Below are 19,782 nucleotides of genomic sequence, written 5' to 3'. Positions count from 1 at the left end.
CCGGCTTCGCGCAGGGGCCCCTCAGGAACCGGCTGCGGTCAGCTTCTCCCTGACGTCGGATGGCCATGTCAGGATCGCTGCGGCGAACGCCACTGGGACTACGAGCAGAAGTGCCGATCCGATCGCCGTCAGCAACTTTTCCGATTGCCAGCCGCCTGAGAGGCTCCAGGTGATCACGCTGACGGCGGCGAGGGAGAGCCCAACGACCTTTGCGATCGTCTGGCGCCTTCTCGTCCACCATCTGTGCCACAGCGTCGGCTGGTACACCATTGTCTGTATCCCGGAACGGGGGTTGAGGGCAGCAGTTTGCCGTCTCACTCCGCGGATGCCGATTGCGATCCCTGCAAGCCACCCCGCGACCGTCAGGACCGCCACGATCATCTGCCACATTTGAACATCCGGGACTGCTGCACGTCTTGGTGACAGGGTGAGTTAGGCGGCCTGGAGGGCCGGTGTGGTCATGATGGTCTCGTATTCGATCGGGGTCAACCGGCCGAGGCGGCCTGGCGTCGGCGGCGGTGGTAGGTCCGCTCGGTCCAGGTCACGACGGCGATCCTCAGGTCCTGTCGGGTGTCCAGCGGCGGCGGTCGAGGACGTTGTTCTGCAGCAGGGCGAAGAAGGATGCTTGATCGTCTGACCGCCCTCACGTCGCCGAGCGACGTTGACCACATCGTCGCGGAACTCCTGCGGATAGGGCTTAGGCACGGGACACATCCTTCCAGCGACGCCACACGTCGTCACAGATCAGATGTCACCTACTCGTGCAGCAGTCCCTCCTCACAGACCAAGACGCCGCTGCCGGGGCCGCTGAGGTGGCCGGGAAACTTTGCAGCGCTTTGTGACCAATGTTGTGACCAACAACCAAGTTGAGCCGGTCCCACCCGGAACGGGGGACCGGCCCAACGCCTCGCCAGACCTGAGTCTGAGCTCCCCGGGCAGGAGTCGAACCTGCTGCGCTAATCCTGATTCAAAGTCAGGCGGGCCCTACCGAAAGACCAACCGGGGAACGGCCCGAGGGCCTCGCCCGAGTCTATACAGCCCACCCGCGCCCAGCCACCCGCGGGCACGCACCGACGGCCCGCTCACCGGTCGTCGGTGGCGGGCTCGGCCATGGGCGGGAATCAGTTGAGGGGATACGTCCCGTGGGGGGTGACGCGGTAGCGATAGCCCAACGGACTTCGCCAGATCAGGCACCCCGGAGCGGGCTGGTCATACCGCCAGTGCCCAGCGGTCTTGGCGCGGTGGGTCCGGGTGCGCAGCGGCGCCAGGTTGCCGATCCGGCTCTGCCGTGGCGGCCCCGTCCGGAATGCGCGCGTGTGATCCTGCTCCAGCCCCCTCGACTCCGTCTCCGAGTACGGGAACGCCTCCGTCGGAAACAGCTGGATCACGGCCTCCCGTAGCCTCGCCGACGGCCGGTACGGATCCTCGGCCGGGATCTCGGGCAGGTCGATCACCGGCCGCACCGCCACTTTCCTGTCCCCGAGCAGGTCCTTGAGGGTCTCCATCGTGAGCCACCCGGCCCGCTCCACGCGCGCGCCGCCGGCGAGGCCCTCGACGGCGGTGGCCGGGATGTGAACGACGACGTCCGTGGCGGGCCTCAGCTGGGTCAGCGGCACGGTGATCGTGCCGCACACGTGGCCCGCGCAGTCGGCCGGATGCGGCCGTCGCTCGCCGTCCATGGGATCGGGTTCCGGCTCATCCCCACCGATGGGCGACCGCCCTGGGGCCCGCTCCTCGACGAGGCGGGGTTGCATCGCCGCCCGCTGCTGCAGGGCCAAGGCGTAGGCCGGGTTGGCGAGCACGCCGAGCGCCTTGGCGCGGACCTGGTCCGCATCGCAGCCGGCGGCCGCACCGTCGTCGACGAGCAGCCCACTGATCTGGGACACGGCCGCCTCGAGATACTTCGCATCCAGGACGTCCAGTTGCGCCGAGACCTGCATCGACCCCTCGCGGTACCGCGAGATCGACACGTACCTGCCGTTGAGGGTCCGCCGCTCGCGCTCCGCAGCGATCTCGGGAGCGGCCTCGATGATGAGCCGATCCATCAGATTCATGGCCGCGCCCCAGCTCAGCCGGTGCTGGGCGGCGGCCCACCGGACGCCGACCTCGTCGGCTACGTCCGGCGGCAGGCTCTCGCAGCGTGCCGCGGCCGCGGCCGCCCGATGCGGATCCAGTTCCACCTGTTGAACCGCCGTCCACAACCGGGGATGCCGATACCTGAGATTCAGGGCGCGACCGATCAGGGACGTCGCCTGCCGGGACGTGCAGCCGAGGAGTGCGGCCAGTTCGAGGGACAACCACTCCGACACCAGCGGGCAGCCGTCTCCGCCGACCGGCTCGTCCTGCTCATAGAGCGCATCGTGGGCGTCCGACTCCGCCTCAAGGTGATAGCCGCACGCCAACTGCGTGATCAGCCGCAACTCCTCCGCCTCCGCACGACGCCGGGCGAGCCGCGCCGCCCGCAGACCATCGGCGAGGTGCCGAGCCCGTTCCACATCCATGGCCCCATAATAGAACGCATGACCGACATTTTCGACGCTGAGGACAACGCCGATCAGTTGTCCACAATCCATGCCGACCGCGGAACGGCACCGACCTCACCGCCCAGTGTGACGAGGCACACTACGGATGACGAAGGGGTTGCCATGGATGACAAGATTCGCTGTTTCGGGTCGGGGGACCCGCTCTACGTGGCCTACCACGACGAGGAGTGGGGCAGGCCTGTCCCCGACACGCCGGACGAGCGCGCCATGTACGAGCGCCTGGTTCTGGAGGGCTTCCAGGCGGGCCTCTCGTGGCTGACGATTCTGCGGAAGCGCGACGCCTTCCGGGAGGCCTTCCACGGATTCAACCCCGCCGCCGTGGCGGAGTTCGACGACGAGGACGTCGAGCGGCTCATGTCGAATACGGGCATCGTCAGGAACCGCGCCAAGATCACCGCGGCCATCGGTAACGCCCGCGCGCTGCTGGCCATGCACGACGAGGGGTTCAGACTGACCGACCTCATCCAGGGGCACGCCCCCGCGCCCCGGCCGCGGCCACCGCTGAGCTTCGCGGTCCTGCCGGCCAAGACCGACGGCTCCATGGCGGCCAGCGCCACCCTCAAGCAGCACGGCTTCCGGTTCGTCGGACCCACCATCATCTACGCCCTCATGGAGGCGGTGGGCATGGTCGACGACCACATTCAAGGGTGCTGGCTGGCCGGGACAGCCCCCCGGACATGAAGGAAGGCCAAGGCCCTCGCGTAGGACTGGGGGTAGATGTTGCGACAGCCCCCCGGACATGAAGGAAGGCCGGCCCCTGTGCCGAGGGCCGGCCTTCACGCATCAGTGCGCGGTCACTTCTTCGACTTCTTGGCCTTCTTGGCCTTGGCCGACTTCTTGTCAGCCTTCGCCGCCTTCGCGGCCTTGACCACCTTGTCCTTCTTCTTGTCCTTCTTCTTCGCCATGAGATCACCTCCACTACGTCAATGGCTCGTTGACACGCAAGTCAACCAGGCATTGACGCTAGTGTCAAGCACTCCTTGACGGCGGCGCGGGGCTACGATGCCACCATGGCCGACAAGAGTCCGGATCCCCGCGCCGCATCCCTCGCCGCGCTGGATGCGGCGCGGCGCACGCGCGAGGCGGCCGAGGAACGGGAACTCGACGCTGTGGCGGAAGCGCGGCGGGCGGGTGCGTCGTGGTCGCGGATCGGCGAGCTCTACGGCCTCACGAAGCAGGGTGCCCAGCAGAGGTTCAAGAAGGCGAGTGCGCCCGGCGTGCGAGAATGAGCGTCGTGTCGACCCGCCAGCCAGCCCGCGCCCGCCGCTCCCGCACCCGGATGACCGCGGCGCAGCGCCGCGAGCAGTTGCTGGAGATCGCCCGGGAGCTGTTCGCGGAGCGCGGCTTCGAGGGCACGTCCGTCGAGGAGATCGCTGCGCGCGCCGGCGTGTCGAAGCCCGTGGTCTACGAGCACTTCGGCGGGAAAGAGGGGGCCTACGCCGTCGTGGTGGACCGCGAGACCCAGGTCCTCCACACCGCCATCCGCACCGCCCTCACGACGCCCGGCGCCGGCGCCCGCGAACTGCTGGAACGCGGCGCCATGGCCCTGCTCGACTACATCGACAGCTGCCCCGACGGGTTCCGGATCCTCTCGCGCGACTCGTCCACCGGTCAGCCGAGCGGCTCGTTCGCGTCCATCCTCAGCGACATCGCCGTCCAGGTGGAGGACATCCTCGCCGGTGAGTTCGAGCGCACCGGTCACGATCCCCAGTTCGCCGGGCTGTACGCCCAGGCCCTGGTCGGGCTGGTCGCCCAGACGGGCCAGCAGTGGCTCGACAACCGTGAGCCGTCCCGCCTCGTCGTGGCCCGCCACCTCATCAACCTGGCGTGGAACGGCATGGCCCATCTCCAGCGCGACCCCCGGCTCATCATGGAGCGGATGAACCGCGACGCGGCCGCCGAGGCCCCCGCCGCGGACGAGGTTCAGGCGGAGCCGAGCAGCAGCCGCCTCAAGTAGTCGGCCAGCCGGGCGCGGTCGTCGGCTGGCCAGTCCCCCAGCAGCGACTCCTCCACCGCCAGCAGCGTGCCGAGCGCTGCATCGACGAGAGCCAACCCGGCCGGGGTCAGCGTGACGAGTGCGCCGCGGCCGTCGTCGGGGTCGGGGTCGCGCCGGACCAGCCCTCGTGCCGCGAGCCGGTCGACCCGGTTGGTCATGGTCCCGGACGTGACGTGCGTCTCCCGGAGGAGTTGGCCGGGCGAGAGCCGGTAGGGGCGGCCGGCGCGGCGCAGCGCCGCCAGGACGTCGAACTCCCAGCCCTCGATCGCGTGGTCGGTGAACGCACGCTTGCGGTGGCCGGCGAGGATGCCCGAGAGCCGGTCAATGCGCGACCAGATGTGCATGGGACCCAACGCGAGGTCGCCACGTTCGCGGGCCCAGGCGGACACCACGTCGTCGACTTCGTCGGTCACGACAGCACCTGCGCTCCCGGAACCGGCCCGAACGCGCGCCGCACCGCACGCACCCCGCTGAACACTGCCAGGGCCTCGGCCAACTCGTGGCTGTGGGCGTCGGACCCGGCCAGGAAGGCGCAGGTGGGTCCCGAGCCGCTCACGATCGCGCCGAGCGCCCCCGCCGCGAGGCCCAACTCCAGCGTGCGGGCCAGGGTGGGCTGCAGCGAGATCGCGGCCCGCTCCAGATCGTTGACGAGGGAGGCGCCGACGGCCGCCGCGTCTCCCGCGCGCAGCGCCTCCAGCAGCGCCACGGGGATCTCGGTGTCCTGCGGCTCGCCGAGCCGGTCGAACTCGCGGAACACGGCCGGCGTCGACAAGCCGGTGTGGGACAGTGCCAGCGTCCAGTGAAATGTTCCGCTGGACATGATGGGGGTCAGCACGTCGCCGCGCCCGGTGCCGATCGCGGTGCCGCCCATGAGCAGGAACGGCACGTCGGCGCCCAGCTCCGCCGCCAGCCGATGCAGCTCCTCACGGTCCGCGTCGATGCCCCAGAGCGCCGAACAGGCCACCAGCACCGCGGCCGCGTCGGCCGAGCCACCCGCCATCCCTCCGGCCACCGGGATGCGCTTGCGGATCAGGAGGCTGACGCCCACGTCGGTCCGGCCGAACCGTGTGGCCAGCAACTTGGCCGCCTTGATGGCCAGGTTGGTGTCGTCGACAGGCAGGAACCCTGCCCCCTCGCCGTTGAAGACGAGCCTGAACTCGCCCGCCGGCGCATCGTCGGCGACCACCTCGTCGCCGAGGGAGACCGCCTGGAACACGGTGCCCAGCCGGTGATAGCCCTGCTCGTCGGTCCCACCGACCCGCAGGGCGAGGTTCACTTTCGCGGGGACGCGAACCCTCACCGCCGTCACGCGACGAACCTAGCGCACACCGACGCCGCGGCCTAGCGCGTCCGTCACGGCACGCGGGGGGCGAGCCGCTCGGCGATCGCGGCGAAGGAGTCCACGCCGAGCATCTCGCCGCGCAGCTGCGGGTCGATGCCGGCGTCCGCGATGGCCGCCGACGCCTCAGCCGCCGAACCGGCGAGGGAGCCGAGCGCCGCCCGCAGCATCTTTCGGCGCTGCGCGAAGGCGGCGTCGATGACGCGGAACGTGTCCTCACGGGTGGCCGTTGTGTCGGGGACAGGCCGCCGGACCAGGCGCACCAGCCCGGAGTCGACATTCGGGACGGGCCAGAACACCTTCGGGGGCACGGTGCCGACGCGGGTCGCCTCCGCATACCAGGCCACCTTGGCGCTCGGGACTCCATACACCTTGCTGCCGGGCGCGGCGACGAGCCGGTCCGCGACCTCGAGTTGCACCATGACGAGGCCCGTGCGCCACTCCGGGAACAGCTCCATCATGCGCAGCAGCACCGGCACCGACACGTTGTAGGGCAGGTTGGCCACCAGCGCCGACGGCGGCGGTCCGGGCAGCTGCGACACCTCGAGGGCGTCGGCGTTGACGACCGCGAGGCGCCCCGCGGCGTCGTCGCCCATCCGCTCGCGCACCGTCCGCTCGAGCCGGTGCGCGAGCCGGTCCTCGATCTCGACGGCGACCACACGTGCCCCCGTCTCCAGCAGCCCCAACGTCAGCGAGCCCAGCCCTGGACCGATCTCCAGGACGACGTCGTCTGCCCCGATGCCCGACAGGGCGACGATCCGCCGCACCGTGTTGGGATCGACGACGAAGTTCTGTCCCCGCTGTTTGGTGGGGCGCAGGTCGAGCTCGGCCGCGATCCGGCGGACCGAGGCCGGGTCCAGCAGTCCGGTCTCAGGCATCGCTCCCCCATCCGTAGGCGGCCGCCGTGTTCGCCACGATGCGGTCACAGAACTCGGCCACGTCGGCGTCGAGCAGCTCCGCGAGGAACCGGACGGTGTGCGGCAGGAGGTACGGCGCGTTGGGCTTGCCGCGCCGGGGCGCGGGCGTCAGGTAGGGCGCGTCGGTCTCGACCAGGATCCGGTCCGGCGGCGTCGCGAGCGCCGCCTCGCGCAGGTCCCCCGCCGAGCCGAAGGTCACGACGCCCGGGAACGACAGGTACGCGCCGCGCTCCGCGCACCGGCGTGCGAACTCCGCGTCGCCGGAGAAGCAGTGCATGACGACGCGTTCGGGCAGCCCCTCGTCGTCGAGCACGCGCAGGATGTCGTCGTGCGCGTCGCGGTCGTGGATCATCAGCGTCCGGTCGTGCCGCTTCGCCCAGGAGATGTGGCGGCGGAAGGAGACCTCCTGGGCCGCCTGGCCGGCCGTGTCGCGGGTGCGGTAGTAGTCCAACCCGGTCTCCCCCACCGCGACGACGCCGGACTCCGCCACCAGGGGCTCGAGGTCCGCGAGGACGGCCGCCAGGCCCTCCTCGCCGTCCCTGGCCGCGGTGCGGGCCGCGTCGTTGGGGTGCAGCGCCACCGCGGCGCGCACCGCCGGCTCGCGCGCGGCGAGGTCGACGGCGAACCGCGACGACGGCACGTCGCAGCCGACCTCGATCACGCGCGTGACGCCCACCTCGGCGGCCAGCCGCAGCGAGTCCGCGACCGACAGCCCCGAGTACTCCTCCGTCGACCACAGGTGGGTGTGGTTGTCGACGACGGGCCGGGGCAGCGTCTCCGGCAGCGGGGGCAGGCCCAGGGTGTCCAGGATCACTTAGATGGTCTCCTTGTCGGCCAACGCGGCGGCGTACAGCTGCTTGCGGTCGGTGCCGGTGAGGCGGGCCACGTCGGCGACCGCCGCCGACAGTTTCGCACCTCCCGCGCGTGCCTGCCGAACCAGCTCCAGCGCGTCGGCGGCCGTGTGCTCCACGACCTCCGCGCCGGCGATCACCACGGTCACCTCACCGCGCACCCCGCCCGCCGCCCAGGCGGCGAGGTCCTCGAGCGTGCCGCGGATCACCTCCTCGAACGGCTTGGTGAGCTCCCGGCACACCGCGCCCCGCCGGCCGGCGCCGAGCGCCCGGGCCGCGTCAGCCAGGAACTCGGCCAGCCGGTGGGGCGCCTCGAAAAACACCATGGTGCGTTGTTCCCCGGCGAGCTCCGTCAGGCGCCGGCCTCGCTCGCCGGCCTTCCGGGGCAGGAACCCCTCGAAGCAGAACCGGTCCACCGGCAGCCCCGACACCGCCAACGCCGTCAGGACCGCGGACGGGCCCGGGACCGCCGTCACCCTGAGGCCGGCCTCGATGCAGGCGACGACGAGCCGGTAGCCGGGGTCGCTCACCGACGGCATGCCGGCGTCGGTGACCAGGACCACGCGCTGCCCCGCGGCGACGGCGTCGACCAGATCTGGTGTGCGGGAGGCCTCGTTGCCCTCGAAGTAACTGACCACCCGGGCCGTCGGCTCGATGCCCAGGCGCTTGGTCAGCAGCTGGAACCTGCGCGTGTCTTCGGCCGCGATGACGTCGGCCGTGAGCAGCGCCTCCCGCAGCGTGCCGCTGGCGTCCTCGGACGACCCGATGGGGGTGCCGGCCAGGATCAACGCTCCGTTCGGAAGGGGGTGCATGCGCTCAGCCTATGATGCCTGGTGTGCTGACGACGCAACAGGCCCTTGACGACGGGCGACTCCGCGACCGGACCGCGGGCTGGGTCGTGACCCTCGTCATCACGGCGCTGGCGTTCGTGTTGCGGTTCCACAACCTCGGCGAGCCGCACGCGCTCATGTTCGACGAGACCTACTACGCCAAGGACGCCTGGGGGATCCTGCAGTCGGGCTACGAGCGGCAGTGGGTCGACGACGCCAACGACATGATCCTCGACGGCGACCTCAGCGGCATGAAGGAGCAGGCCGCGTACATCGTGCACCCGCCGGTGGGGAAGCTCCTGATCGCGGTCGGTGAGGCGATGTTCGGCATGAACCCGTTCGGCTGGCGGTTCATGGCGTTGATCTTCGGCACGCTGCTGGTGTTCTTCACCACGAGGATGGCCCGCCGGCTGTCGCGCTCGACACTCGTGGGCGCCGTCGCCGGGCTGCTGCTCACGTTCGACGGCCTGGCCTTCATCATGAGCCGCATCGCGCTGCTTGACATTTTCCAGGCGACGTTCGCCGTGGCCGGGGTCGCGGCCCTCGTCGCCGACCGGGACTGGTTCCGGCACCGCCTCGCCGACCACCTGCGGGCCCGCGGGCTGCCGGACCTCGACGGCGCGTTCGGTCCGCTGCTGCTGTGGCGGCCCTGGCGCCTGGTGGGCGGGTTGATGCTGGCGCTGTCGGTGTCGGTGAAGTGGAACTCCGTCTTCCTCATCGCGGTCTTCGGTCTCGTGGCGGTGGCGTGGGACCTCGGCGCCCGGCGGCTGGCGGGCGCCGGCCGCTCCCGGTGGTGGTCGCTGCTGATCGACGCCCCCATGGCGTTCGTCTACCTGGTCGTGCTCGCGGTCCCGGTGTACCTCGCGTCCTGGTTCCGGTGGTTCACCACCGACGGCGGGTACTACCGGGACTGGGGACGCGACAACCCGGACGACCCGGTCGTCCAGCGCTTCGGTGAGGCGTTGGGCGCGCTGTGGCACTACCACGTCGAGATGTACCGCTTCCACACCGGTGACGGGATGATGGTCGACGCCACGCACTCGTACGAGGCGCACCCCGCAGGGTGGCTGTTCCTGGCGCGCCCGATCGCGATCTACGCCGTCAACGACATCGAGGCCGGCACGGACGGCTGCGACGCCGTCGGCACCACGTGCGTCAGCATCGTCAACGGCATCGGCACCCCTCTGTTGTGGTGGGGCGCCGCTCTGGCCATCGGCGCCGCCCTGGTGTGGTGGCTGGTCGGGCGGGACTGGCGCTTCGGCGTGCCGCTGCTCGCGATCGCCGCGACGTATCTGCCGTGGTTCCGCTACGCGGGGCGCCCGTTGTTCTTCTTCTACGCGATCATGATCGTCCCGTTCAGCGCGACGCTCCTGGCGATGGCGCTCGGGAAGCTGCTCGGCCCCGCTCGGCACCCGCACCGCCGGCTGCGGGCCATGCTGGTGGGCATCGCGGTGGCGTTGATCATCCTGAACTTCGCGTTCTTCTACCCCATCCTCACCGGCGAGGTCATCAGCCGGTCGGCCTGGCTGATGCGGATGTGGCTGGGCAACGCCTGGATCTGAGCGCGCTCAGCGCCGCCGGTGGCGCGTGCCGTACGCGCGGAGGCGGCTGAGCGGCGGCAGCGCGTTCCCCGAGCCGACCGCGCCCGTGAGCAGCCCCGCCAGGTAGTACCCGCTGGCGGTCCCGTTCATAAGTTCCCCGCGCCCGTTGCCCCGGGCGTAGAAGCCCCCGGGGATCGCGGAGGCGCCGACGACGGGGCGCCCGTGGTCACTGGGATCGATGGCGAGCCGGGCGGTCTCCACCTCCGTCGCGCCCAGCGCGGACTCGGCCCAGCGGGCGAGGTCCTCCACCGCGTCCCCGATCCGCTCTCCGGACGTCTTGTGGCCCAGGGCGAGGGCCCGCTCCCCCACCGGACGCTGCAACCAGGCGGGTCCGACGGCGGTGAGCGACACCTCGGTCAGCGGCCGGCTGGGCGTGCACCGGACCACCGGCACCCACTGCGTCGGCGCGACCCGGGCGGCCCGGCCCCACGGGGAGACGCCGAGCGTGTCGATGACCGCCACCCCGCCGACCGAGCCCGACTCGCGCTCCCACGCCAGGTTCGTGCGGAAGGACACCCGGGTCGCCCCCTCGTGCCGGGCCAGCTGCGTCACCGTGACGCTGTGCCGGACCTCGACGCCGGCCGCGACGGCGGCGGCCCGCAGGGATGCCGAGTACTCGAGGGGGTCGACCACGATCGCGGACGACCGCAGCGCCGCGCCGTCGGGCGCCAGGAGCAGGTCGACGTCGGCGCCCGCCCGGCGGAACAGCTCGGCGATCTCGCGGGTCTCCCGCTCGTCGCCGCCCGGCAGCGAGCGGTCACGCAGCGGCAGCACGGTGTGGTCCGGGTGGATCGCGCGGATCTCGCCGATCGCGGCGATGTTGCGGCGCGTGTGCTCCAGCGCGTTGTCGAGGCCGTAGGCGTGCGCCATGGCCGCGGCCGTCGAGGCGTGCCCCACGGCCGCGACGCCGTGCCCGATGCCCGCGCTGAGCCCCTCCAGGTTCGGGTCGAGGACGAGGACGTCGTATCCCTCGGCCGCGAGCCGGCGTGCCACCGTCAGCCCTGCCACGGTCGCCCCCAGCACAACCACGTCGTGCACCATGGCGTCCACCCTAACGTGGGGCGGTCCCGGTGCCGGGCAGCAGCACGCCAGGCAGTAGCATCTGCCCGACGAAAGGAATGCGCCCCATGTGGAAGCTGCACAACAACGGAATCCTCGAACCCGACGCCGTCGTCAAACCGACGGAGCGCCTCACCTGGGGCCGCACGATCGGGCTGGGTGCGCAGCACGTGGTCGCGATGTTCGGCGCCACGTTCGTGTTCCCCCTCCTGATGGGGCTGAACCCGCAGCTCGCCGTCATGATGTCCGGCATCGCGACGCTGGTGTTCCTCGTCGCCGTCAAGCACCGCGTCCCCAGCTACCTCGGTTCGTCGGCGTCGTTCGTCGGCGTCGCCACCGCCATCTACGGCGCGGGCGGTGACCCGGCCGATCTGACGGGCGCCCTGTTCGTCGTCGGGCTCACGCTGTTCATGGTCGGCCTCATCATCCACTTCGCCGGCGCCAAGGTCATCCACCGCGCCCTGCCGCCCGTCGTGACGGGCGCCGTCGTCATGCTGATCGGCTTCAACCTCGCGCCCGTGGTCGCGTCCGTGTATTGGCCGGTCGACCCGTGGCTGGCCTTCGTCGTGATGCTCATCGTCATCGCGCTGAGCATCGGTCTGCGCGGCTTCATGGGCCGCATCGCCATCTTCTTGTCGCTGGTCATCGGCTACATCCTCAGCTGGGTCTTCGACCTCGCCTTCGGGCCGATGCAGAAGGTCGCCGAGGACGGCACCGTCACGGAGCAGCTGCGCGTCGACTGGGCGTCGGTCGCCTCCGCCGACTGGTTCGGCCTGCCGCCCGTCTCCGACCTCGCCACCTGGAGCTACGGCGCCACCGACAACGTCGTGGGCTTCCACCTGCCGTCGTTCTCGTTCGCCGCGATCATCGTGGCGCTCCCCGTCGTCATCGCGCTCATCGCGGAGAACACCGGCCACGTCAAGGCCGTCGCCGAGATGACCGGTGAGGACCTCGACCCGATCATGGGTCGCGCCATCGCCGCCGACGGTGCCGGCTCGATGCTCGCCACGTTCGTCGGCGCCGGGCCCACCACCACGTACGCCGAGAACATCGGCGTCATGGCCGCCACCCGCGTGTACTCGACCGCCGCCTACGTCGTCGCCGCCCTCGTGGCGATCCTGTTCGGGTTCTCGCCCAAGTTCGGTGCGGTCATCTCCGCGACGCCGGGCGCCGTGCTCGGCGGGATCACCGTCGTGCTGTACGGCATGATCGGCCTGCTCGGCGCGAAGATCTGGAAGGAGAACCGCGTCGACTTCGGCAACCCGCTCAACCTCATCCCGGCGGCGGCCGGCATCATCATCGGCGTCGGCGACGTGCAGCTGCCCTTCGGCGACGGCTTCAGCCTCGGCGGCATCGCGCTGGGCACGATCGTCACCATCGGCGTGTACCACCTAGCGCGGCTCATCGCCCCCCGCGAGATGCGCGAGGCGGCCGACGGTGCCTCGCTCATCTACGACGCGCCGGGCATCTACGTCGACGAGGACGACGACCCCGTCCGCTGACCCCCGCCGGACATGGTGGGCGCCCGCTTGGCGCCCACCATTAGGTTGGAGTGGTGGACGACCTGCAGAGCACCTTCCGTGACGCCATGGCCAGGGTGCCGGCGCCGGTGACCGTCATCACCACCGCGGTCGACGGAACGCCGAGCGGCACCACTGTGTCGGCGTTCGCGTCGCTGTCGATCATGCCGCCGATGGTGGTCCTGGCGCTCGACAACCGCGGCGGGATGATCGACCGCGTGCGCACCGCGGGCCGCATCGGCGTGAACATCCTGGCCGCCGGCCAGTCGGACATCGCGCTGCGCTTCGCCCGCCGCGACCTCACCGACCGGTTCGCCGGCCTCGCGTGGCACGACGACCACGGCCTGCCCCGCATCGAAGGGGTGGCGGCCTGGGTCCGGTGCGACCAACTGACGTTCGAGCCGGGCGGCGACCACACGATCATCCTCGGCACGGTGACGGCGGCGCAGACCGGCGGCGTCGCATCCCTGGCCTACCACCTGCGTCAGTTCCAGGACCTGGTGCCCGCGCCGGCCCCCTGACCGCGCGGGCCCGTGGCCTCAGTGGACGGGGTCGACGTCGTCGGACACGTCGCGGGCGTCGCGGATGATCTCGGTCTTTGTGTCCGGCACGCCGTCCTCGTTCATGTCGCGGCTGCGGAGCTTGCGGGCGTCCCAACGCAGGAAGCTGGCACCGAGCACGGCCGCGATCAGCGAGGCGAGCAGGATCGCCAGCTTGGCGGCGGCCGTGTGCTCCTCATCCGGGAACGAGAGTTCGGCGATGAGCAGCGACACCGTGAAGCCGATGCCGGTGAGGAACCCGATGGGCAGCAGGTCACGCAGGCCGATGCTGTCCGGGAGCCGCAGCGGCGTCACGCGGGTCACCAGCGCCGTGACGCCCAACACGCCGATCACCTTGCCGACCACGAGGCCGAGCACGATCGCCAGGACCACCGGCTGCGCGAACAGGCTGGCGGCGCCGTCGCCCTCCACGAGGGACACGCCCGCCGAGAAGAACGCGAACAGCGGCAGGGCGATGCCCGACGAGAACGGCCGCACGGCCTGCTCGTAGTGGTGCGTGCGGGGGTGGTCCTCGCCGTGCACCAGCAGCGCGGGCACGGTGAAGCCGAGGAGGACACCCGCGATGGTCGCGTGAACGCCGGAGGCGTGCATGATCGCCCAGGCCACCGCGGCCAGCGGCAGCAGCAGCCACGGCGAGGGACGCCGCGACCGCACAACGAAGGCGAACACCGCGATCACGGCCAGGGAGGCGAGCAGCCACAGCGGCTGCAGCCCGTCGGTGTAGAACACGGCGATCACGATGATGGCGAGCAGGTCGTCGACGACGGCCAGCGTCAGGAGGAAGGTGCGCAGGGCGCGCGGCAGGCCCCGGCCGAAGATGGCCAGGACGGCGATCGCGAAGGCGATGTCGGTGGCCGTCGGGATGGCCCAGCCGGACAAGGCGGTCCGGTCCCCCGCCCACAGGATGACGATCGTGTAGATGATCGCTGGCACTGCCATGCCGCCGACCGCGGCGAACACCGGGACACCGGCCTCGCGCGGTGAGCGCAGGCTGCCGGCGACGATCTCCTGCTTCAGTTCGACGCCGACGATGAAGAAGAACACGGCCAGCAGGCCGTCCGCGGCCCACTTCGCCAGCGACAGGTCGAGCTGGAGCGATTCCGGGCCGACGACGGTCTTCGACAGCGCCAGGTAGGACTCGTACCAGGGCGAGTTGGCCCAGATGAGGGCCAGCACGGCGGCGATCAGCAGGAGGACACCGCTGGTGGTCTCGAGCGTCACCCAGCGGCGCAGGCGCTGGCGGGGGCTGATGGTCTCGGGGGTCGGGGTCACACGGGCTCCTTCCGGTCGGCCGGTGCGGCGGGTTCGCCGAACACGACGTCGACCAGACTTCCCGACACTCCAAGGGGCAAGATTACCGAACCCGCCGCGGGATCCCCCAGCGCGTCCGCGCCGGGGGGAAGAGTGGGGTGCCGAGCCGGGAGCGCCTCTCGGCGCGTGGCCGCTCTCAGCGGCGAAGGTTGGAGCCCGGGGCTACCGCGGCTCGGCACCCCGCCGAGAATACCCGCCACAGCCCGCTACGCAAACCGCCGTCACTCGAGCGCGCCGGCCCGCCACAGCTTGGCGCTGGCGGCGAGGTCGTCGGCCAGGACCATGAGGTTGCCGGAGAGGTGCCCGTCGGGCGTGATGAGGTTGTCGCGGCCGGCCGACACCACCCGGGCGAACGCCGCGGCGCGTTCCATCGCGAGGCCGAAGTCGCCGTCGAACACGCCGCGCAGGATGTCGTCGATGACGCGCCGCACGGCGTCGGGGCCCGTCGGGTCCGCGCCCGCGACGGCGTGGTTGGGCTCGGAGAAGTGCGTCCCGGCGGCGTACTGGCGCGCGGCCTGGTCGGGCTCAGCACGCACCCACTCCCGCAGCACGTAGAGGCGGTACAGCACTCCGGGGAGCGAACGAGCCGGCCGCGCCGCCCACAGGTCGGCCAGCGTCGTGATGCCCACCTCGTCGACGACGGCGAGCAGACGGTCGGTGACCTCGGGATCGCGCCGCTCGCGCCCGACGCCCAGGAGGACCGCGGCGCTCTCGTGCGCCGCATGCAGATCGGCGACGGGGTCGATGCCCTCCCCCATGACGTCGAGCACCGCGGGCTCGCGGAGGGCGGGGCGGCGGGGCTTCCTCGGCTCAGTCATCCGTCCAGGCTACGCGCCCGGCAGGCCCCTGCCCGGGACCGCGTCCTCGATGCCGAGCGGATCCTCATCGTCGTGCTCGCCGTGCGTCGTGACCCAGAGGAAGCCGGCGACCACGAGGCCGAGCACCAGCAGTCCGGACGTCAGGATGAACGGCCAGCTGCGGTCCATCCCCGACAGCCAGCCGCTGATCCACCCGAACGGCGCGGTCATGAGCATGACGACGGTGCGCTGGATGGCCATGACACGGGAGCGCTCATGCCGGTCGACGTGCAGCGCCACCAGCGATTCCGCCAGCATGAACAGGATCCCGCCGCCGAAGGCGTCCAACAGCAGGCACACGCCCAGCAGCGCGTAGGTGGAGACCTCTGCGGCGCCGTCGGGTGATGGGATGCCGACGAGCAGGAGTTGGCCGGTCAGGTACACCGCGAACCCGATCAGGGTGGGGGCCTTGAGGTGCCGCGAGTGGGTGAGCATCGGGATGAGGGTGAAGAAGAACAGCACCGACAGCAGGGAGCGGACCATCGGGAAGAACGGCAGCAGCGCGTCCGGCACTCCGAGCCGCTGGTTGATGACGACCTGCCAGAAGGTGGCGTTCACGAGCGCCACCGCCCCGACGATGGCGGCGATGGCGAGGGAGAAGATCGTGCCCCTCGAGTGGATGATCAGGCCGAGCACGCCGCGGTACTCGGCGAGCGACCGCCAGATGCTCACCCCGCGGGTCTGCTCCATCCGGATGCGGCCCGTCGCGGTCTCGGTGGTGAAGCGGTAGAGCAGCCAGATCTTGACCGACATGATGAAGAACGCGTTGAGGTACAGGATCCGCACCGCCAGCTCGAGGCCGAGGCTGGACACCAGGAAGGCGGCGATGGGAGCGAAGAGCGCGCTGAACTCGGCCGCGACCTTCACCAGCGAGTAGACCTTGGGGATCTCGGCGCGATCCACGTCTTCGACGAGCAGGCAGTCCCAGGAGTTCTGCGTGACCTGCCAGGCGCCGTTGATGATGGATGCGGCAAGGAACCACCAGAAGTTCTGCGCGAACGCCCAGATCAGGCATGGGATGGACCAGGCGACGATGTCGAACAGCGCCGTCGTCATCCGCCGGCCGAGCTTGTCCGTGATGACGCCGCTCAGCAGCCCGAACACCACCTGGGACAGCATCGAGATGGTCGCCAGCAGGCCGATCTCCGCGTCGCGGACCCCCAGCGCGAGCATGAACACCGACGCGTAGGGCAGGACCAGCTGCATCGACAGGCCCCACAGGGGCTCGGTGTAGACCGATGCGCGGCCGTTGCCGCGCAACCCCAGCAGGGTGACGATCATGGGGTTGCGGACGCGGCTCACCGGGACAGTCAACCCCCACTGGGAAACGTTGTCCACCCGGGGTCACCTGGCGGTGGTGGCACCCTTGAGCTACGCCCGGAAGGAGGGCCACATGCCTGGGATCCTCGACGTCGTCATCGTCGTGCTCCTGCTCGGTTACGCGCTGCGCGGCTGGCGGACCGGCCTGGTGGCGGGGGCGTTCTCGCTCGTCGGCACCGTGGTCGGCATCGTCGGCGGGCTGTGGGCCGGTCCGAGGCTGCTGGCCGCGTTCGGGGCCGACTGGTCGCTCATCGCTCAGACGCTGGCTCTCATCGGCGCCGCGGTCCTCGGCGCCTCCCTCGGCGACGCCGTCATCGGATCGATCGGACGGTCGCTGCGCGGGCCGCGGCGGCCGCACCCCGTCGACGCAGTCCTGGGCGCCGCCGGTGCCGTGCTGGTCTCGGGGCTGGTCACCGGGGTCCTGGCGGCCGCCGTCAAGCCCATCGCCCCCGCCCCGTGGGCCAAGGCCATCGACCAGTCCCCCACCTTGGCCACCCTCGGCAGGATGCTGCCGGCGGAGGCCACCCGGCAGGCCGCTCGTCTCACGGCAGTGCTCGACGCCGCCGGCTTCCCCCGCGTGTTCAGCGGACTCTTCCCCGAACCGGATCTCCCCGTGCCCGCACCTGACGGCGCCACGGCCCAGCTGCCCGGCGTCCAGGCGGCCGCCGACGGTGTCCTGCGGATCACCGCGCCCGTGCCGGAGTGCCGCGGGCCGTTCGCCGCGAGCTCCGGCAGCGGCTGGGTCAGCGCTCCCGAGCGCGTCGTGACGAACGCCCACGTGGTCGCGGGCTCGGACGACGTGACCGTCGCTGTCGACGGGCGGGAACTGGCGGCCACGGTCGTCGCCTTCGATCCGGACCTGGACCTCGCGGTCCTCCACGTCCCCGGTCTGGGCGCGCAGCCCTTGGTCCGCGCCGGCGCGCTGGAGCCGGGCGCCGCCGTGGCGGTCGCGGGCTACCCGGGCGGCGGCCCCTACACCGTCACGTCTGGGCGCGTGCGCGGGACACTCGACGCCAACGGCGACGACATCTACGGCTCCACCGGGGTGCTGCGGGAGGTGTACGCGCTGCGCGCCGTCGCGGAGCCGGGCAACTCCGGCGGCCCACTGCTCACCGAGGCGGGCGAGGTGGCCGGAACGGTGTTCGCGGTGTCACTGGTCGACCCCGACACCACCTACGCCCTCACCACCGCACAGACGGACGCGCTCGTCGACGGGGCCGCCACGGCCACCGCCGAGGTCGACACGCAGGCCTGCGTGGGCTGAGGCGCCGGCGTAGTCTGAGTGGATCGGGTGCATCGGGAGGAACCATGCGCAACCAGGTACAGCTCATCGCCTACGCCGACCGCTTGGGCGGCTCGATCCGGGGCCTGACGGAGGTGTTGCGCACCCGGTTCGCGGGCGCCTTCGGCGGCGTGCACATCCTTCCGTTCTACGTCCCGTTCGACGGGGCGGACGCGGGCTTCGATCCCATCGACCACACCGCCGTCGACCCCCGGCTCGGGACCTGGGGCGATGTCGCGGACCTGGCCACGACCCACGAGGTGATGGCGGACCTCATCGTCAACCACGTCTCCTCCGACTCGCCCCAGTTCCTCGACGTCCGGGAGCGCGGGGACGCCTCGCCGTGGGCCGAGCTGTTCCTGACCATGGGCTCCGTGTTCCCCGACGGCGCACGCGAGGAGGACCTGGCCAGGATCTACCGGCCGCGGCCGGGCCTGCCATTCACAGCGATCCGGCTGGGCGACCGCCTGCGCTACGTGTGGACGACGTTCACGCCTCAGCAGATCGACATCGACATCTCCACACACAAGGGCCGCGAGTACCTCGAGTCCGTCCTGGACGCCGTGACCGGCGGCGGCGTGAGGCTGGTCCGCCTCGACGCCGTCGGCTACGCGGTCAAGACCCCGGGAACCACCTCGTTCATGACGCCAGAGACGTACCGGTTCATCGCGGGCTTCGCCGACCAGGCCCGCGCACGCGGCGCAGAGGTGCTGGTGGAGGTGCACTCCTACTACCAGCGGCAGATCGAGATCGCCGAGAAGGTGGATCTCGTCTACGACTTCGCCCTCCCGCCGCTCGTGCTGCACGCCCTCTACACCGGCGACGGAGCCCCCCTGATGGAGTGGCTACGGATCCGCCCCACCAACTGCGTCACGGTGCTCGACACGCACGACGGCATCGGTGTCATCGACGTCGGCGCCGACCAGACGGTCGAACCGGGCGACCCGCCGCGGCCCGGGCTGCTGACCCCGGACCAGATCGACGCCCTGGTGGAGGGCATCCACGAGCGCACCGGCGGCGCGTCGCGCCAGGCGACGGGTGCGGCGGCCTCCAACCTGGACCTCTATCAAGTGAACTCGACGTTCTACGACGCCGTCGGCGACGACCGCAGGTACCTGGCGGCGCGACTCATCCAGTTCCTCACACCGGGGGTACCGCAGGTCTACTACGTGGGCGCGCTGGCCGGGGGCAACGACCTGGAGCTCTTGCGGCGCACCAGCGTGGGCCGCGACATCAACCGGCACCACTACACGGTCGACGAGATCGACGAGGCGCTGGCGCGACCCGTGGTGCGGGCACTGATGGCGCTCTGCCGGCTGCGGTCGACGCTGCCCGCCTTCGACGGCGCGTTGGAGGTCGAGTTGGACGGCACGACCCTGACCATGCGACGGAGGGGTGTCGCGGACCCGACCTGCGCGGTGGAGGCGGCGATCAATCTGGCCGAAGGCAGCGCGCGGCTCAGCTGGAAATCGCGGGAGGGGGAGGGGCGGGTCGATGACCTGCTGAAGGTGGGCGGGGCGTGAAACCCGGTTGTGGTGGGACTGTTCTCCTCGCATGCAAACGAACTGCGAAAGGCTCATCTGTCGCCATGTCCGCCGCGATGCGCAGACTGGGAGCTGTGCGCCACAGGCACCCAAGCTAAACCGAAAGGCGCAGCCACGCATATCGGACCTGAGTTCCACAACCGCTCCCGATCGCCGGGATTGAGTTGCTTGTCAGGGTGGGTTTGGGGGTCCGTTTTGGGGCACTAATCGGGGGTGCTGGGTAGAGTGCTGGGGTGAGTCCGTTCGTGCGGA

Annotated in this window: 19 protein-coding genes, 1 tRNA gene and 1 pseudogene; 8 read left to right on the top strand and 13 right to left on the bottom strand. The window is 71.0% G+C overall.

Translation table 11 applies throughout. The features are described 5' to 3' along the window. Positions 1–21: 21 nt before the first annotated feature. The 4 genes and pseudogenes from ACFQPD_RS08090 to ACFQPD_RS08075 form a co-directional block, all read right to left on the bottom strand. Positions 22–390: a hypothetical protein gene (locus tag ACFQPD_RS08090; RefSeq protein WP_385899972.1), complete on the bottom strand. Its 369-nt coding sequence runs from the start codon at positions 388–390 to the stop codon at positions 22–24. A gap of 42 nt (positions 391–432) precedes the next feature. Further along, a pseudogene (locus ACFQPD_RS08085) lies at positions 433–622 on the bottom strand (IS3 family transposase); the annotation flags it as partial. Between the two features lie 305 nt (positions 623–927). Continuing rightward, positions 928–1,006 (bottom strand) — tRNA-Gln (locus ACFQPD_RS08080). A 115-nt stretch (positions 1,007–1,121) separates the two neighbouring features. Further along, positions 1,122–2,501: a hypothetical protein gene (locus ACFQPD_RS08075; protein WP_385899971.1), complete on the bottom strand. Its 1,380-nt coding sequence runs from the start codon at positions 2,499–2,501 to the stop codon at positions 1,122–1,124. Between the two features lie 144 nt (positions 2,502–2,645). On the opposite strand from ACFQPD_RS08075, the gene ACFQPD_RS08070 reads away from it, so the two are divergent. From ACFQPD_RS08070 to ACFQPD_RS08060, 3 genes are all read left to right on the top strand, one after another. Further along, complete coding sequence (locus ACFQPD_RS08070) at positions 2,646–3,224, top strand: DNA-3-methyladenine glycosylase I (protein WP_385899969.1); 579 nt, start codon at positions 2,646–2,648, stop codon at positions 3,222–3,224. A 329-nt stretch (positions 3,225–3,553) separates the two neighbouring features. Beyond that, on the top strand, positions 3,554–3,772 hold the full coding sequence (locus tag ACFQPD_RS08065; protein WP_068750491.1) for a hypothetical protein: 219 nt from the start codon (positions 3,554–3,556) through the stop codon (positions 3,770–3,772). Then, on the top strand, positions 3,769–4,500 hold the full coding sequence (locus ACFQPD_RS08060; RefSeq protein ID WP_385899967.1) for a TetR/AcrR family transcriptional regulator: 732 nt from the start codon (positions 3,769–3,771) through the stop codon (positions 4,498–4,500). The genes ACFQPD_RS08065 and ACFQPD_RS08060 overlap by 4 nt, the downstream gene beginning before the upstream one ends. On the opposite strand, the gene ACFQPD_RS08055 is transcribed toward ACFQPD_RS08060, so the two are convergent. Genes ACFQPD_RS08055 through rsmI form a run of 5 tightly spaced genes read right to left on the bottom strand, consistent with a single transcriptional unit; the run spans position 4,467 to position 8,458 of the window. After that, the gene (locus ACFQPD_RS08055) at positions 4,467–4,952 is read right to left on the bottom strand and encodes a MarR family winged helix-turn-helix transcriptional regulator (RefSeq protein ID WP_068750489.1); all 486 of its coding nucleotides are present in this window, start codon (positions 4,950–4,952) and stop codon (positions 4,467–4,469) included. The two genes, ACFQPD_RS08060 and ACFQPD_RS08055, sit on opposite strands and share 34 nt — an antisense overlap. Continuing rightward, complete coding sequence (locus tag ACFQPD_RS08050) at positions 4,949–5,848, bottom strand: 4-(cytidine 5'-diphospho)-2-C-methyl-D-erythritol kinase (RefSeq protein ID WP_385899966.1); 900 nt, start codon at positions 5,846–5,848, stop codon at positions 4,949–4,951. Before ACFQPD_RS08050 ends, ACFQPD_RS08055 begins: the two co-directional genes overlap by 4 nt. 44 nt (positions 5,849–5,892) lie before the next feature. After that, positions 5,893–6,756: a 16S rRNA (adenine(1518)-N(6)/adenine(1519)-N(6))-dimethyltransferase RsmA gene (gene rsmA / locus ACFQPD_RS08045; protein ID WP_385899965.1), complete on the bottom strand. Its 864-nt coding sequence runs from the start codon at positions 6,754–6,756 to the stop codon at positions 5,893–5,895. Next, complete coding sequence (locus ACFQPD_RS08040; RefSeq protein ID WP_385899963.1) at positions 6,749–7,609, bottom strand: TatD family hydrolase; 861 nt, start codon at positions 7,607–7,609, stop codon at positions 6,749–6,751. The genes rsmA and ACFQPD_RS08040 overlap by 8 nt, the downstream gene beginning before the upstream one ends. Then, on the bottom strand, positions 7,610–8,458 hold the full coding sequence (gene rsmI / locus ACFQPD_RS08035) for a 16S rRNA (cytidine(1402)-2'-O)-methyltransferase (protein ID WP_385899961.1): 849 nt from the start codon (positions 8,456–8,458) through the stop codon (positions 7,610–7,612). It abuts the gene before it with no gap. Positions 8,459–8,484: 26 nt separating this feature from the next. On the opposite strand from rsmI, the gene ACFQPD_RS08030 reads away from it, so the two are divergent. Next, on the top strand, positions 8,485–10,038 hold the full coding sequence (locus tag ACFQPD_RS08030) for a dolichyl-phosphate-mannose--protein mannosyltransferase (protein ID WP_385899980.1): 1,554 nt from the start codon (positions 8,485–8,487) through the stop codon (positions 10,036–10,038). 6 nt (positions 10,039–10,044) lie between these two features. Here ACFQPD_RS08030 and ACFQPD_RS08025 read toward each other — a convergent pair whose 3' ends face one another. Beyond that, positions 10,045–11,118 (bottom strand): FAD-dependent oxidoreductase, encoded by a 1,074-nt coding sequence (locus ACFQPD_RS08025; RefSeq protein ID WP_385899959.1) that lies wholly within the window; start codon positions 11,116–11,118, stop codon positions 10,045–10,047. Between the two features lie 86 nt (positions 11,119–11,204). Between ACFQPD_RS08025 and ACFQPD_RS08020 the strand changes: the two genes are divergently transcribed. Both ACFQPD_RS08020 and ACFQPD_RS08015 read left to right on the top strand, forming a co-directional pair. Then, positions 11,205–12,638: a uracil-xanthine permease family protein gene (locus ACFQPD_RS08020; RefSeq protein ID WP_068750478.1), complete on the top strand. Its 1,434-nt coding sequence runs from the start codon at positions 11,205–11,207 to the stop codon at positions 12,636–12,638. A 53-nt stretch (positions 12,639–12,691) separates the two neighbouring features. After that, positions 12,692–13,177, top strand: coding sequence for a flavin reductase family protein (locus tag ACFQPD_RS08015; protein WP_385899957.1), 486 nt, complete (start codon positions 12,692–12,694; stop codon positions 13,175–13,177). An 18-nt stretch (positions 13,178–13,195) separates the two neighbouring features. Here ACFQPD_RS08015 and nhaA read toward each other — a convergent pair whose 3' ends face one another. The 3 genes from nhaA to ACFQPD_RS08000 form a co-directional block, all read right to left on the bottom strand. Then, complete coding sequence (gene nhaA / locus ACFQPD_RS08010) at positions 13,196–14,488, bottom strand: Na+/H+ antiporter NhaA (RefSeq protein WP_385899955.1); 1,293 nt, start codon at positions 14,486–14,488, stop codon at positions 13,196–13,198. A gap of 260 nt (positions 14,489–14,748) precedes the next feature. After that, positions 14,749–15,345 (bottom strand): hypothetical protein, encoded by a 597-nt coding sequence (locus ACFQPD_RS08005; protein WP_385899953.1) that lies wholly within the window; start codon positions 15,343–15,345, stop codon positions 14,749–14,751. Positions 15,346–15,354: 9 nt separating this feature from the next. Next, positions 15,355–16,686, bottom strand: a complete 1,332-nt coding sequence (locus tag ACFQPD_RS08000) for an MFS transporter (protein ID WP_385899951.1) — start codon at positions 16,684–16,686, stop codon at positions 15,355–15,357. Positions 16,687–16,777: 91 nt separating this feature from the next. Between ACFQPD_RS08000 and ACFQPD_RS07995 the strand changes: the two genes are divergently transcribed. After that, the gene (locus ACFQPD_RS07995; RefSeq protein ID WP_385899949.1) at positions 16,778–17,968 is read left to right on the top strand and encodes a MarP family serine protease; all 1,191 of its coding nucleotides are present in this window, start codon (positions 16,778–16,780) and stop codon (positions 17,966–17,968) included. A 44-nt stretch (positions 17,969–18,012) separates the two neighbouring features. Continuing rightward, a complete protein-coding gene (gene gtfA / locus ACFQPD_RS07990) occupies positions 18,013–19,509 on the top strand; it encodes a sucrose phosphorylase (RefSeq protein ID WP_385899946.1) in 1,497 nt (498 codons plus the stop codon). The last annotated feature ends 273 nt before the right edge of the window (positions 19,510–19,782 follow it).

The organism is Tessaracoccus sp. O5.2, assembly GCF_964266725.1.
Taxonomy (GTDB): Bacteria; Actinomycetota; Actinomycetes; order Propionibacteriales; family Propionibacteriaceae; genus Arachnia; species Arachnia lapidicapta.
The sequence above is the reverse complement of the archived record's forward strand: the minus strand, read 5'-3'. Positions and strand labels throughout refer to the sequence as shown.

Excerpts from the sequence above, each read along its gene's own strand:
- ACFQPD_RS08090 (WP_385899972.1), bottom strand. The coding sequence starts at position 390 with ATGTGGCAGATGATCGTGGCGGTCCTGACGGTCGCGGGGTGGCTTGCA.
- ACFQPD_RS08075 (WP_385899971.1), bottom strand. The coding sequence starts at position 2,501 with ATGGATGTGGAACGGGCTCGGCACCTCGCCGATGGTCTGCGGGCGGCG.
- ACFQPD_RS08070 (WP_385899969.1), top strand. The coding sequence starts at position 2,646 with ATGGATGACAAGATTCGCTGTTTCGGGTCGGGGGACCCGCTCTACGTG.
- ACFQPD_RS08065 (WP_068750491.1), top strand. The coding sequence starts at position 3,554 with ATGGCCGACAAGAGTCCGGATCCCCGCGCCGCATCCCTCGCCGCGCTG.
- ACFQPD_RS08060 (WP_385899967.1), top strand. The coding sequence starts at position 3,769 with ATGAGCGTCGTGTCGACCCGCCAGCCAGCCCGCGCCCGCCGCTCCCGC.
- rsmA (WP_385899965.1), bottom strand. The coding sequence starts at position 6,756 with ATGCCTGAGACCGGACTGCTGGACCCGGCCTCGGTCCGCCGGATCGCG.
- rsmI (WP_385899961.1), bottom strand. The coding sequence starts at position 8,458 with ATGCACCCCCTTCCGAACGGAGCGTTGATCCTGGCCGGCACCCCCATC.
- ACFQPD_RS08025 (WP_385899959.1), bottom strand. The coding sequence starts at position 11,118 with ATGGTGCACGACGTGGTTGTGCTGGGGGCGACCGTGGCAGGGCTGACG.
- ACFQPD_RS08020 (WP_068750478.1), top strand. The coding sequence starts at position 11,205 with ATGTGGAAGCTGCACAACAACGGAATCCTCGAACCCGACGCCGTCGTC.
- ACFQPD_RS08005 (WP_385899953.1), bottom strand. The coding sequence starts at position 15,345 with ATGACTGAGCCGAGGAAGCCCCGCCGCCCCGCCCTCCGCGAGCCCGCG.
- ACFQPD_RS07995 (WP_385899949.1), top strand. The coding sequence starts at position 16,778 with ATGCCTGGGATCCTCGACGTCGTCATCGTCGTGCTCCTGCTCGGTTAC.
- gtfA (WP_385899946.1), top strand. The coding sequence starts at position 18,013 with ATGCGCAACCAGGTACAGCTCATCGCCTACGCCGACCGCTTGGGCGGC.